Origin of the sequence: Pseudomonas sp. FP1762, assembly GCF_030687105.1 — a bacterium.
Taxonomy (GTDB): Bacteria; Pseudomonadota; Gammaproteobacteria; order Pseudomonadales; family Pseudomonadaceae; genus Aquipseudomonas; species Aquipseudomonas siliginis.
Genome location: NZ_CP117458.1, coordinates 145,122 through 161,499, shown reverse-complemented (window position 1 = coordinate 161,499; position 16,378 = coordinate 145,122). Strand labels below are relative to the sequence as shown.

Below are 16,378 nucleotides of genomic sequence, written 5' to 3'. Positions count from 1 at the left end.
CGGAACTTCTTGTCTTGAATCACAGCAGAAACGTGGTGCTGCGTCGGATGATGGCAACCCGAAAGACCGTATGTCGGAAAGTTCAAAACAGGAACTGGATGACAGGCTGAAGGACAGGTCGCCGCGGAAATATCAATGTGACATTAGTGGGGCGATTGTTTAGGATGGCTCCCAGAAGGTCAATAGTTTGGCATAAAGTTAATCGCGATAATTTATAGCCAGATTATTGACGGAAATACAGCGTCAATAAGTTATCCATTTATAGAAAGTACGTCCAGACTGAAGTGGCGCCGACGCCCGTCAGGTCCATGGAAGTCAACTGAATGTGACACCCCGGAGAGTCTTCAATGAGCAGTGTTGTTGCCGTCGTCAAAAGCATTGTCGGTCAGGTTTTCGTGGTGTCCCCAGAGGGCGTGCGTCGCGTACTCGTTGAAGGCGATCGCCTGTATGTCGGCGACCAGATCGATACCGGTCTGTCCGGCGCGGTGTCGCTGGAACTGGCCGATGGCCGCATGCTCGATCTGGGCCGTGACACCCAGTGGAGCGCCAGCTCGCCTGACTCCAGCACTGACCTGGCCGAAGCCACGGCGCAGGCCGCGCCTTCTGTAGAAGAACTGCAGCAAGCCATCGCCGCCGGTGTCGACCCGACCACCGCACTCGAGTCCACCGCGGCCGGCCCGACCGCCGCAGGTACCGGTGGTGCTGCCGGCGGCGGTCACAGCTTCGTCATGCTCGACGCCACCGCTGGCCGCGTCGATCCGACCATTGGCTTCCCCACGGCGGGCATCAATTCTGCCGGGCAAGTCGCGCAGGACACCACGGGCGGCCTGACCACCGACACCACCACCAACGCACTGCGTGACTCGACCCTGAGCCTCAGCGCCACGCCGACCATCACCGAAGCCGGCGGCGTGCTGGTGTACACCGCGACCCTGACCCAGGCGCCGCTGACCGACCTGACTATCACCCTGTCCAACGGCGCAGTCATCGTCATTCCCGCCGGCGCCACCACCGGCACCGTCAACGTGCCGCTGGCGCCGAACGACACTGTCTATAACGACCCGACCCAGATCGACGTGACCGTCACTGGCACCAGCGGCGGCAACGGCATCACCGTGACCCCGCCAACTATCCCGGCGACCACGCAGGTCACCGACACCGTCGATACCACTACCGTCACGCTGACGGCTGGTTCGAGCGTGACCGAAGGCAGCCAGATTACCTACACCGCGACACTGACCAACCCGGCGCAGACGCCGGTGACCGTCACGCTGTCGAATGGCTCGACCATTACCATTGGCGCTGGCCAGACTAGCGGCACCGTCAACGTGCCGACCCCAGCCAATGACGTTTACAACAATGGCAGCACCGTTACGACCACGATCACCGGGGCTACCGGCGGCAACTTCGAAAATCTGGTGCCGAACCCGACACCAGCCGTTACCACCATCACAGACTCGGTTGATAACACCGGCCTCACGCTGACCGCGACCAACAACATCGTCGAAGGCGGCCAGATCACCTACACCGCGACGCTGACTAATCCAGCGCAGACGCCGGTAACCGTCACTCTGTCCAACGGTTCGACCATCACCATCGCGGCTGGCGAAACCGTCGGCACCGTCAATGTGCCGACTGCGGCCAATGACGTCTACAACAATGGCAGCACCGTCAGCACCACGATCACTGGCGCTACCGGTGGCAACTTCGAAAACCTGGTGCCGAACACCACACCAGCCGTTACCACCATCACAGATTCGGTCGACAACACCGGCCTGACCCTGACAGCGACCAACAATATCGTTGAAGGCGGTCAGATCACTTACACCGCAACGTTGACCAACCCGGCGCAAACCCCGGTAACCGTCACTCTGTCCAACGGTTCGACCATCACCATTGCAGCCGGCGAAACCGTCGGCACCGTCAACGTGCCGACTGCGGCCAATGACGTCTACAACAATGGCAGCACCGTCAGCACCACGATCACTGGCGCTACCGGTGGCAATTTCGAAAATCTGGTGCCAAACACCACACCAGCCGTGACCACCATCACCGACTCGGTCGATGACACTGGCCTGACTCTGACCGCGACCAACAACATCGTTGAAGGCGGTCAGATCACTTACACCGCGACACTGACCAACCCGGCGCAAACCCCGGTAACCGTCACTCTGTCGAACGGTTCGACCATCACCATTGCTGCGGGCGAAACCGTCGGCACCGTCAACGTGCCGACTGCAGCCAACGACGTCTACAACAATGGCGGCACCGTCAGCACCACGATCACTGGTGCAACCGGTGGCAATTTCGAAAATCTGGTGCCAAGCAACACGCCTGCGGTCACCACGATTACCGATTCGGTGGATGACACTGGCCTGAGCCTCAGCGCCACCGGTTCCGTGGCCGAGGGTGGCCAGATCACCTACACCGCCACGCTGACGAATCCGGCCGGCACCCCGGTAACCGTGACCCTGAGCAACGGCTCGGTGATCACCATTGATGCCGGCAAAACCACCGGCACCGTTAGCGTTCCAGCGCCGGCCGATGACGTCTACAAAGACGCCGGCCAGGTCGAAGTCAGCATCAAGGACGCCACCGGCGGCAACTTCGAAAATCTGGTGCCGAACACTACGCCGGCTGTGACCGAAATCACTGACACCGTCGATACCTCGACGGTGAAGCTGAGCGCAGACACCTCGGTTGCCGAAGGCGGCACCGTGACTTACACCGCCACCGTCGGCGCGCCAGTCACCGGCTCGCCTGTGGTCGTGACGTTGGCCAATGGTCAGAACATCACCATCGCCGTCGGCCAGACCACCGGCTCCATCACCTACACCGCACCGAACGATGCCTTGACCGGCAACGCTCCGCTGACCAACTCGATCACTGGCGTAAGCGGTGGCAACTACGAAGATCTGGTGGCGGACAAAACTCCAGTTTCGACCACCGTCACCGACGTGGCCGACACCACCAATCTGTCGCTGAGCGCGACCGCTTCCGTGGCTGAAGGCGGCCAGATCACTTACACCGCAACCTTGACCAATGCTGCTGGCTCGCCAGTGACCGTGACCTTGTCGAACGGCGCCGTCATCACCATCAAGGCAGGCGAAACCAGCGGTAATGTGAGCTTCCCGGCTCCGTCCGACGACGTCTACAAAGACGCCGGCTCCGTGCAGGCCACCATCACCAGCGCCACCGGCGGCGACTTCGAGAACCTCGTTCCGAGTACCACGCCAGCGGTCACTCAAGTCACCGACACCATCGATACCTCGACGGTCAAATTGACCGCCGACACCTCGGTCGCTGAAGGCGGCACCGTCACCTACACCGCCACTGTCGGCGCGCCCGTCACCGGCTCGCCAGTTGTCGTGACCCTGGCCAACGGCCAGAACATCACCATCGCCGTCGGCCAGACCACCGGCAGCGTTACCGCCCCGGTATCGAATGACGTGCAGATCGGTCACGCACCGCTGACCAACTCGATCACCAACGTCAGCGGTGGCAACTACGAGAATCTGGTCGCCGACAAGACCCCGGTCAGCACCACTGTGACCGACACCGTCGACACCACCAGCGTCGCGCTGACTGCCACCGGCAACGTCAACGAAGGCGGGCAGATCACCTACACCGCGACGCTGAGCAACCCGGCCGGCGCGCCTGTGACCGTGAATCTGAGCAACGGCTCGGTCATCACCATTGAAGCCGGCAAGACCACCGGCACCGTGACCGTTCCGGCACCTGCCGATGACGTCTACAAAGACGCCGGCAAAGTCGAAGTGACCATCAAGGACGCCACCGGTGGCAACTTCGAAAATCTGGTGCCGGATACTACGCCTGCGGTGACCAATGTTGCCGACACGGTCAACACCACGCACCTGACCCTCAGCGCAGAAAGCTATGTGCTCGAAGGCTCTACGATCACTTACACCGCAACGCTGACCAACGCCGCGCAGACGCCGGTGACCGTCAACCTGAGCAATGGCCAGACCATCACCATCGAAGCCGGCAAGACCAGCGGTTCGGTGACGATTGCCGCACCGAGCGATGACGTCTACAAGGACGTCAGCAAGCTCACCGTAACCATGACCGATGCCAGCGGCGGCAACTTCGAGAAACTCGACGTCAGCAAGACCCCGGTCAGCACCACGGTCAACGACACCGTCGACACAACCGCACTGACCCTGACTGCCAGCGATACCGTCAGCGAAGGTGGCCAGATCACCTACACCGCGACCCTGAGCAATCCGGCCGGCACTGCGATGACCGTGACCCTGGCCAACGGCGCGGTGATCAACATTGCCGCTGGCGCGACCAGCGGCTCGGTGAATTTCCCGGCGCCCGCCAACACCCCGTACATCGATGGCAGCAACGTGCGGACGGCGATCGCCAGCCACAGCGGCGGCAATTTCGAGCGCGTTGAGGCCGATCGTTCGGCTGTGGTGACCAAAGTCACCGACGCCGTCGACACCACCAACATCAGCCTGAGCGCCACCGGCAGCGTTGCCGAGGGCGGCTCGATCGTCTACACCGCCACCCTGAGCAATCCGGCCGGCACCGCCATGAGCGTGACCCTGAGCAACGGCGCGGTGATCAACATTGCCAAAGGCGCGAGCACCGGCAGCGCAACCGTCGCCGCCCCCGCCGATGACGTGTACAAGGACGCCGGCAAGGTCGATGCGAGCATCACCAAGACCAGCGGCGGCAACTTTGAAAACCTGGTGATCGACAAGACGCCTGCGGTAACTGATGTCACCGACACCATCGACAACAGCACGGTTTCGCTGACCGCCAGCGCCAGCGCGGTAGAAGGCGGTGTGGTTGTCTACACCGCGTCCGTGACCGCCCCGGTCACCGGTTCGCCAGTGCTGGTGACCCTGTCCAACGGCCAGACCATCACCATTCCGGTCGGCGCCAGCAGCGCCAGCGTCAACTTCACCGCGCCAAACGATGCACAGGCCGGCGGCAACACTCTGAGCGTGAAAATCGACGGCGCCAGTGGTGGCAATTACGAAAATCTCGTCGCCGACCAAACCCCGGCGGTGACCTCGGTAACCGACGTCGCCGACACCACCAACCTGTCGCTGTCCGCGACCGGCTCCGTGGCCGAGGGCGGTTCGATTGTCTACACCGCAACCCTGAGCAACCCGGCCGGTACCCCGGTGACCGTGAATCTGAGCAACGGCGCGGTGATCACCATCGAGGCCGGCAAGTCTACCGGCACCGTCACCGTTCCGGCACCTGCCGACGACGTCTATAAAGACGCTGGCAAAGTTGAAGTCACGATCAAGGACGCCACCGGCGGCAACTTCGAAAACCTGGTGCCAAGCACCACGCCAGCGGTCACTGATGTCACCGACACCGTCGACACCTCGACGGTCAAACTGACCGCCACCGAAACCGCGGCCGAAGGTGGCACCGTCACCTACACCGCCACCGTCGGCGCGCCGGTCACCGGTTCGCCTGTGGTCGTGACCCTGGCCAATGGTCAGAACATCACTATCGAAGTCGGCAAGACCAGCGGCAGCGTGAGCACCACCGCGCCGAACGACGTCCTCGCCGGCCACGCGCCGCTGACCAACTCGATCACCAACGTCAGCGGCGGTAATTTCGAAAATCTTGTCGCCGACCAGACCCCGGTCAGCACCACCGTGACCGACACCGTCGACACCACCAACCTGTCGCTCAGCGCGACCGGCGCGGTGAACGAAGGCGGCCAGATTACCTTCACCGCAACCCTGAGCAACGCCGCCGGCACACCGGTCATCGTGACCCTGTCGAACGGTGCGACCATCCTCATCGAGGCCGGCAAAACCACTGGCACCGTGACCGTCGATGCACCGAAGGACGACGTCTACAAAGACGCCGGCAGCGTTGAAGCGACCATCCAGAGCGCAACCGGCGGCAACTTCGAAAACCTCGTCACCAGCACAGCGCCGGCGGTGACCACGGTCAACGACACCATCGACACCACCACCGTGTCGCTGAGCGCCACTGCGAACGTCGCTGAAGGCGAAACCGTGGTCTACACCGCGACCGTGGGCGCGCCAGTGACCGGTTCGCCGGTCACCGTCAGCCTGTCCAACGGCCAGACCATCACCATCGCCGTTGGCGAAACCACCGGCAGCGTCAACTACGTCGCGCCGAACAGCCCGCTGGCGGGCGGCAGCTCGCTGAGCGTGACCATTGATGGCGCCACGGGTGGCAATTACGAAAAACTGGTGGTCGACGGCAAGTCCGCAGACACCGTGGTTTCCGACACCACCGACACCACCAACCTGAACCTGACCGCCAGCGATTCGGTAGCCGAAGGCGGCCAGATCACTTACACCGCAACCCTGACCAACCCGGCCGGCACACCGGTGACCGTGACCCTGTCGAACGGCGCCACGATCACTATTGATGCAGGCAAAACCACCGGCACCGTGACCGTCGACGCACCTAAAGATGACGTCTATAAAGATGCCGGCAAAGTCGAAGTGACCATCGAGGGTGCGACCGGCGGCAACTTCGAGAACCTGGTGCCAAGCGCGGTTCCAGCGGTGACGAATGTCACCGATACCATCGACACTTCGACGGTCAAACTGACCGCCGATACTTCGGTGGCTGAAGGCGGCACCGTGACTTACACCGCCACCGTCGGCGCGCCAGTCACCGGCTCGCCTGTGGTCGTGACTCTGGCCAACGGTCAGACCATCACCATCGGCGTCGGCCAGACTACCGGCACCGCAACCGCTGTTGCTGCGAACGATGCGTTGGCCGGTAATGCTCCGATCACCAACTCGATCACTGGCGTGACCGGCGGCAACTTCGAAGATCTGGTGGCGGACAAAACTCCAGTTTCGACTTCAGTCACGGACGTTACCGACACCACCAACCTGTCGCTCTCGGCGACCGGTTCTGTGGCTGAAGGTGGCTCGATCGTTTACACCGCTACGCTGACCAACGCCGCTGGCTCGCCAGTGACCGTGACCCTGTCGAACGGTGCTGTGATCACCATCAAGGCTGGCGAAACCAGCGGTAATGTGACCGTTCCTGCACCGTCCGATGACGTTTACAAAGACGCCGGTTCCGTCCAGGCGACGATCACCAGCGCCACCGGCGGCAACTTCGAAAACCTGGTACCAAGCACTGCTCCGGCCGTGACGACAGTCACCGACACCATCGATACCTCGACCGTCAAACTGACCGCCGACACTTCGGTGGCTGAAGGCGGCACCGTGACCTACACCGCCACAGTCGGCGCTCCGGTCACCGGCTCGCCTGTGGTCGTGACTCTGGCCAACGGCCAGACCATCACCATCGGCGTCGGCCAGACTACTGGCACTGCAACCGCTGTTGTTGCGAACGATGCGCTGACGGGCAACGCTCCGATCACCAACTCGATCACTGGCGTGAGCGGCGGCAATTTCGAAGATCTGGTTGCGGACAAAACTCCAGTTTCGACTTCTGTCACGGACGTTACCGACACCACCAACCTGTCGCTGAGTGCGACCGGTTCCGTGGCCGAAGGTGGCTCGATCGTTTACACCGCTACGCTGACCAACGCCGCTGGCTCGCCAGTGACCGTGACCCTGTCGAACGGTGCTGTGATCACCATCAAGGCTGGCGAAACCAGCGGTAATGTGACCGTTCCGGCACCGTCCGATGACGTCTACAAAGATGCCGGTTCGGTGCAGGCGACGATCACAAGCGCTACCGGCGGTAACTTCGAGAACCTGGTACCGAGCACTGCTCCGGCCGTGACGACAGTCACCGACACCATCGATACGTCGACCGTCAAATTGACCGCCGATACATCGGTGGCTGAAGGCGGCACCGTGACTTACACCGCCACCGTCGGTGCGCCAGTTACCGGTTCTCCTGTCGTCGTGACATTGGCTAACGGCCAGACCATCACCATCGGCGTCGGCCAGACTACTGGCACCGCAACCGCTGTTGCTGCGAACGATGCGTTGGCCAGTAATGCTCCGATCACCAACTCGATCACTGGCGTGACCGGCGGCAATTTCGAAGATCTGGTTGCGGACAAAACTCCGGTCTCGACCACTGTTACGGATGTTAACGACACCACCAATCTGTCGCTCAGCGCCAGCAATTCGGTGGCTGAAGGTGGCCAGATCACCTACACCGCGACACTGACCAATGCCGCTGGCTCACCAGTGACCGTGACCTTGTCGAATGGCGCCGTGATCACCATCAAAGCAGGCGAAACCAGCGGCACTGCGACCGTTCCTGCACCGTCCGATGACGTCTACAAAGATGCCGGCTCCGTCCAGGCGACGATCACTAGCGCCGCCGGCGGCAACTTCGAAAACCTGGTTCCGAGTACCACGCCAGCGATCACCCAAGTCACCGACACCATCGATACGTCGACCGTCAAATTGACCGCCGATACATCGGTGGCTGAAGGCGGCACCGTGACTTACACCGCCACCGTCGGTGCGCCAGTTACCGGTTCTCCTGTCGTCGTGACATTGGCTAACGGCCAGACCATCACCATCGGCGTCGGCCAGACTACTGGCACCGCAACCGCTGTTGCTGCGAACGATGCGCTGACTGGCAACGCTCCGATCACCAACTCGATCACTGGCGTGAGCGGCGGCAATTTCGAAGATCTGGTGGCGGATAAAACACCGGTTTCGACCACTGTCACCGACGTTTCCGACACTACCAATCTGTCGCTGAGTGCGACCGGTTCGGTAGCCGAAGGTGGCCAGATCACTTACACCGCGACCTTGACCAACGCCGCTGGTTCGCCAGTGACCGTGACCTTGTCGAACGGCGCTGTGATCACCATCAAGGCTGGTGAAACCAGCGGCACCGCAACAGTTCCTGCACCGTCCGACGACGTCTACAAAGATGCCGGTTCGGTGCAGGCGACGATCACAAGCGCTACCGGCGGTAACTTCGAGAACCTGGTACCGAGCACTGCTCCGGCCGTGACGACAGTCACCGACACCATCGATACGTCGACCGTCAAATTGACCGCCGATACATCGGTGGCTGAAGGCGGCACCGTGACTTACACCGCCACCGTCGGCGCTCCGGTCACCGGCTCGCCAGTTGTGGTAACTCTGGCCAACGGTCAGACCATCACCATCGGCATTGGCCAGACTACTGGCACTGCAACTGCTGTTGCTGCGAACGATGCGCTGACCGGCAACGCCCCGATCACCAACTCGATCACAGGCGTAACTGGCGGCAATTTCGAAGATCTGGTTGCAGACAAAACTCCAGTTTCGACTTCTGTCACGGACGTTACCGACACCACCAACCTGTCGCTGAGTGCGACCGGTTCCGTGGCCGAAGGTGGCTCGATCGTTTACACCGCTACGCTGACCAACGCCGCTGGCTCGCCAGTGACCGTGACCCTGTCGAACGGTGCTGTGATCACCATCAAGGCTGGCGAAACCAGCGGTAATGTGACCGTTCCGGCACCGTCCGATGACGTCTACAAAGATGCCGGTTCCGTCCAGGCAACGATCACTAGCGCTACCGGTGGCAACTTCGAGAATCTGGTACCGAGCACAGCTCCGGCCGTGACGGCTGTCACCGACACCATCGATACCTCGACAGTCAAACTGACCGCCGACACTTCGGTGGCTGAAGGCGGCACCGTGACCTACACCGCCACAGTCGGCGCTCCGGTCACCGGCTCGCCAGTTGTGGTAACTCTGGCCAACGGCCAGACCATCACCATCGGTGTCGGCCAGACTACTGGCACTGCAACCGCTGTTGCTGCGAACGATGCGCTGACCGGCAACGCCCCGATCACCAACGCCATCACCAACGTCAGCGGCGGCAATTTCGAGAATCTCGTCGCCGACAAGACCCCGGTCAGCACCACCGTGACCGACACCGTCGACACCACCAATCTGTCTTTGAGCGCCACCAACTCGGTGGCCGAAGGTGGCCAGATCACCTACACCGCGACCCTGACCAACGCCGCTGGCTCGCCAGTGACCGTGACCCTGTCGAACGGCGCCGTGATCACCATCAAGGCTGGCGAAACCACCGGCACCGCAACTGTTCCTGCACCGTCCGACGACGTTTACAAAGACGCCGGTTCCGTCCAGGCAACGATCACTAGCGCTACCGGTGGCAACTTCGAGAACTTGGTACCAAGCACAGCTCCGGCCGTGACGACTGTCACCGACACCATCGATACCTCGACCGTCAAATTGACCGCCGATACCTCGGTGGCTGAAGGCGGCACGGTCACCTACACCGCCACTGTGGGTGCTCCGGTCACCGGCTCGCCTGTGGTCGTGACTCTGGCCAATGGCCAGACCATCACCATCGGCGTCGGCCAGACCACTGGCACCGCAACCACTGTTGCTCCGAACGATGCGCTGACCGGCAACGCGCCGATCACCAACTCGATCACAGGCGTGAGCGGCGGCAACTTCGAAGAACTGGTGGCGGACAAAACACCGGTTTCGACCACTGTTACGGATGTTAACGACACCACCAATCTGTCGCTCAGCGCCAGCAACTCGGTGGCTGAAGGTGGCCAGATCACCTACACCGCGACCTTGACCAACGCCGCTGGCTCGCCAGTGACCGTGACCTTGTCGAACGGCGCCGTGATCACCATCAAGGCTGGTGAAACCACCGGCACCGCAACCGTTCCTGCACCGTCCGATGACGTCTACAAAGACGCCGGTTCCGTCCAGGCGACGATCACCAGTGCCACCGGTGGTAACTTCGAAAATCTCGTGCCGAGCACCACTCCAGCGATCACTCAGGTCACTGACACCATCGATACTTCGACCGTCAAACTGACGGCTGATACTTCGGTGGCTGAAGGCGGCACCGTGACTTACACCGCAACCGTCGGTGCGCCAGTTACCGGTTCTCCTGTCGTCGTGACATTGGCCAACGGCCAGACCATCACCATTGGCGTCGGCCAGACTACTGGCACTGCAACTGCTGTTGCTGCGAACGATGCGCTGACCGGCAACGCCCCGATCACCAACTCGATCACAGGCGTAACTGGCGGCAATTTCGAAGATCTGGTTGCAGACAAAACTCCAGTTTCGACTTCTGTCACGGACGTTACCGACACCACCAACCTGTCGCTCTCGGCGACCGGTTCTGTGGCTGAAGGTGGCTCGATCGTTTACACCGCTACGCTGACCAACGCCGCTGGCTCGCCAGTGACCGTGACCCTGTCGAACGGTGCTGTGATCACCATCAAGGCTGGCGAAACCAGCGGTAATGTGACCGTTCCTGCACCGTCCGATGACGTCTACAAAGACGCCGGCTCCGTGCAGGCGACGATCACCAGTGCCACCGGCGGCAATTTCGAGAACCTCGTTCCGAGCACTGCTCCAGCGGTGACGACAGTCACTGACACCATCGACACGTCGACCGTCAAACTGACCGCCGATACTTCGGTGGCTGAAGGCGGCACCGTGACTTACACCGCCACCGTCGGCGCGCCGGTAACCGGTTCGCCTGTCGTCGTGACTCTGGCCAACGGCCAGACCATCACCATCGGCGTCGGCCAGACCACTGGCACCGCAACCGCTGTTGCTGCGAACGATGCGCTGACTGGCAACGCTCCGATCACCAACTCGATCACTGGCGTAACCGGCGGCAACTTCGAAGATCTAGTCGCCGACAAAACTCCGGTTTCGACTTCTGTCACCGACGTTACCGACACTACAAATCTGTCGCTCAGCGCCACCAACTCGGTGGCCGAAGGTGGCCAGATCACCTACACCGCGACCCTGACCAACGCCGCTGGCTCGCCTGTGACAGTCACCTTGTCGAACGGCGTTGTGATCACCATCAAGGCTGGCGAAACCACCGGCACCGCAACCGTTCCGGCCCCGTCCGATGACGTCTACAAAGACGCCGGTTCCGTCCAGGCAACGATCACTAGCGCTACCGGTGGCAACTTCGAAAACCTGGTACCGAGCACCACGCCAGCCGTGACCAGCGTCACCGACACCATCGATACCACCACCGTAAAACTGAGCGCAACCGCCACAGCGGCAGAAGGCGGCAACGTCGTCTACACCGCGACCGTCGGCGCGCCAGTCACCGGTTCGCCAGTGGTGGTCACTTTGGCCAACGGCCAGAACATCACCATCGCGGTCGGCCAGACTACCGGCACCGTAACTGCCGTCGCACCGAACGATGCGCTGACCGGCAACGCGCCGCTGACCAACTCGATTACCAACGTCAGCGGCGGTAACTTCGAAAATCTCGTCGCCGACAAGACTCCGGTCAGCACCACCGTGACCGACACCGTCGACACCACCAACCTGTCCCTGTCGGCGACCGGTTCGGTGGCTGAAGGTGGCCAGATCACTTACACCGCGACCCTGACCAACGCCGCTGGCTCGCCAGTGACCGTGACCCTGTCGAACGGTGCCGTGATCACCATCAAAGCGGGCGAAACCACCGGCACCGTGAACGTTCCAGCGCCAGCTGACGACGTCTACAAAGACGCCGGCACCGTGCAGGCGACCATCAGCAGCGCCACCGGTGGCAACTTCGAAAAACTGGTATCGAGCACCACGCCAGCGGTGACCAGCGTCACCGACACCGTCGACACCACCACCGTCAGCATCACTGGCAGCAGCTCGGTGACCGAAGGCCAGACCGCCAGCTACACCGTCAGCCTCAATCACCCGGCGCAGACCGAAGTGACCCTGAAAATCGTCTACAGCGGCACTGCTGCCGACGGTTCGGACTTCACCGGCGTGTACACCGTGAAGATCCCGGCGGGCGCCAGCAGCGCGCAGTTCAACGTCGTCACCCTCGATGACAAGATCACCGAAGGCACCGAGAACTTCGTGGTCAAGATCGATTCGGCTACCGGCGGCAACTTCGAGAACCTCGCGGTCAGCAGCACCAATGGCAGCGTCAGCACCTCGATCATCGACAACGATGCGCCACCGGTGCTGGATCTGGATGCCAACAACTCCAGCGGTGCGACCGGTGCCGATTACAAAGTGACGTTCACCGAGAACACCCCGGGCGCCGGCGTGTCGATCGCTGACACCGACATCAGCATCACCGACCCGGACAGCACGATGCTGACCGGCGCCACTGTGGTACTGACCAACCGTCAGGACGGCGATGCGCTGAATCTGGGCAACAGCGTCAACGGCATCACCATCAATGCCAACAGCACCAACGGCACGGTGACCCTGACCCTCTCGGGTAACGCGACCCTGGCCGACTACATGCAGGCCATCAAGAACATCAGCTTCACCAACAGCAGCGAAAACCCGAGCACCGTGCCACGGGTCATCACTGTGACGGTGACTGATGGCGGCAATTACTCCAACACCGCGACGACCACAGTCAACGTGGTGGCGGTCAACGATGCACCGGTCGCTGCGCCGAGCAATGTCACCGGCACCGAAGACACGCCGCTGGTACTCGGCTGGTCGACCTTTGGCGTCAGCGATGTCGACAGCCCGGCGAGCAGCCTTGGTATCAAGATCACGCAGCTGCCGGGCGAGGGCAAACTGCAGTATTTGGACGGCTCGACCTGGAAGGATGTTGCCAACAACCAGACCTTCAGCAAGGCCGACATCGACGCCGGCAAGCTGCGCTTCCTGCCGGATGCCAACGAGTCGGGCACCAACGGTTACGGCGGCACCGGTCTGGGCAACAAGCAGGCGGACTACGCACAGATCAAGTTCCAGCCTACCGATGGCCAGACGCTGGGCAGCACCGGCACGGTGAAGATCGACATCACGCCAGTGGCGGATGCGCCGACCGTAGCCGTGGCTGACAACAGCGTGAAATCCACTGGCCTGATCAAGGAAGTCTGGACCGGTCTCTCGGGGCTGGGCACTGACGGCAGCGGCGCGAACTCGACCACCCTGAAAAACGTGATCGACGCCGCCGGCAAACCGAACTCCAGCGCCAACGTCACCAACGTGCAGTCTGACGGCAGTGTCGCCGCCGGTACGGCGTCGAAGACCTCGGGCCTGATCTACCTGGAAGCCGGCAAGACCTACAGCTTCAGCGGCGTGGCCGATGACAGCCTGCTGATCACCATCGGCGGCAAGAACGTGGCGTCGGGTACCTGGGGCGCGGGCGGTGCGATCAACGGCTCGTTCACCCCGACCACCAGCGGTTACTACACGCTCGACATCTATCACCACAACCAGAGCGGCCCGGGCAGCTACGACGTCAACCTGTCGGTCAACGGCGGCACGCCAATCGATCTGAGCAACGCCGGCGTGCCGATCTACACCGGTGTGCAGGACCTGATCAACTCGGGCGTGACCGTCTCCGATCTGCACGGCACCAACGGCGAAGGTTATTACGACGGCTACAAGCTCAACACCGGCGCTGAAGGCACCACGGTGAAACTGTCGGCAATCAGCACCGCGCTGACCGACACCGACGGCTCGGAAACCCTGATCGTGAAGATCAGCGGCGCACCGGTCGGTTCGGTGCTCAGCGATGGCGCGGGGCATACCTTCACCGTTACCGCGAGCAATGGCGAAGCCAACGTCACCGGCTGGAACCTCGGCTCTCTGACCGTGACTCCGCCGACCTACTACAACGGCCAGTTCAACCTGACCGTGACCTCGACGTCCACCGAACAGGTCGGTGGCTCCGCGAGCAGCACCGCGACCATTCCGGTCACGGTAGTGCCTGCGGTGTACAACGCGGTCACCGCCACCTCGGGTGATGACAACGTCATCGGCACCGACGCCAACGACATCATCGTCGCTGACATCGGCGGCCTGACCGTGGTGCCGGGCACCAACTACAACATCGCGTTCATGGTCGACAGCTCGGGCAGCATGAGCACTTCGTCGCTGAACGCCGCGAAAGACTCGCTGACCTCGGTGTTCAACAGCCTCAAGCAAAGCCTTGGCGGCAGCAACTCGGGCACGGTGAACATCTTCCTGGTGGACTTCGATACCCAGGTCAACAAATCGGTGTCGGTGAATCTCAACGACCCGAACGCGCTGACGATGCTCAAAGCCGTACTCAACTCGATGGGCTCTGGCGGCGGTACCAACTACGAGGACGTGTTCAAGACCACGGCCAACTGGTTCCAGAGCGCCGATGCGGTCGCCAACACAGGGGCGAAGAACCTCACGTACTTCATCACCGATGGCCAGCCGACTTACTACCAGACCGGCGAGCAGACCAACCCGACGCTGTATGGCAACGTGAAACTCGACAGCGTGGTAAACACCAGCAACTACAAGCAGGGCGACACGTTCAGCACCTACATCGACAACTCGCACTACCTGACCATCAACAGTGCCGGCAGCGTTGTGCTGCAAACCTACAACTCGTGGTGGGGCTGGAGCAGCGAGACCCTGGGCACGATTCATGCGCAGGGCGACGGTACTTATGAATTGTCGAACCTCGCGGGTACCGGCAACAGCACCAACTCGTCGACGACCAGCAATTCGACCAGCGGCTTCGCTTTGTTGAGCGGATTGTCGAGCGTCGAAGCCATTGGTCTGAACAACGACGTCAGCCTCAACGACCTCAAGCCGTACGACTCGGACAAAACGCCGCAAACCAACATCGATCCGAAGGACCTGGCCAACTCGATCATCGGCCATACCGAAGCGACGATGCCGGGTAACGACACCGTCAATGGTGGCGAAGGCAACGACATCCTGTTCGGCGATCTGGTCAGCTTCAACGGCATTGCCGGCGAGGGTTACCAGGCGATGCAGGCGTTCGTCGCCAAAGAAACCGGCGTCGACGTCAGCAAAGTCACCACCAGCAACGTGCACCAGTACATCACCGAGCACTATCAGGCGTTCGATGTGTCCGGCGCGCACGATGGCAACGACACGCTGCTGGGTGGCGCAGGCAATGACATCCTGTTCGGCTCGGGCGGCACCGACCTGCTCGACGGCGGCAAAGGCAATGACATCCTGCTCGGCGGCACCGGCAACGACACGCTGATCGGCGGTCAGGGCAATGACATCCTCATCGGCGGTTCCGGTGGCGACACCTTCGTCTGGAAATCGGGCGACACCGGTAACGACGTGATCAAGGATTTCAAAGCCAGCGAAGGCGACCGCATCGACCTGCGCGACCTGTTGCAGGGCGAGACCGGCAGCACGATCGACAACTTCCTGAAGATCACCACAGTGGATGGCACGTCGTCGCTGCAAGTCAGCTCGGCGGGCAAATTCAACTCGGGCGATGCCGCTGCGGCCACGCCGGACGTGACGATCAAACTGGAAGGCAACAACTGGGCGAGCGCCAACCTGCACAACCTGATTGCCGGCAGCGATCCGACCATCAAGGTCGATCACAACAACAGCTGAGGCTGAAACAACAACGGCCGCCTCTTGTGAGGCGGCCGTCGCGTTTGCGGGCAATGTAGCGGTGACGATTTGATCGGCGCCCCGCATACTGG

General features: G+C 61.8%; 1 protein-coding gene. It reads left to right on the top strand.

All coding sequences use genetic code 11. The annotated features are described in order from the left end of the window. Positions 1-347 precede the first annotated feature (347 nt). Positions 348-16,286: a LapA family giant adhesin gene (locus tag PSH90_RS00675; protein ID WP_305381934.1), complete on the top strand. Its 15,939-nt coding sequence runs from the start codon at positions 348-350 to the stop codon at positions 16,284-16,286. Positions 16,287-16,378 lie beyond the last annotated feature (92 nt).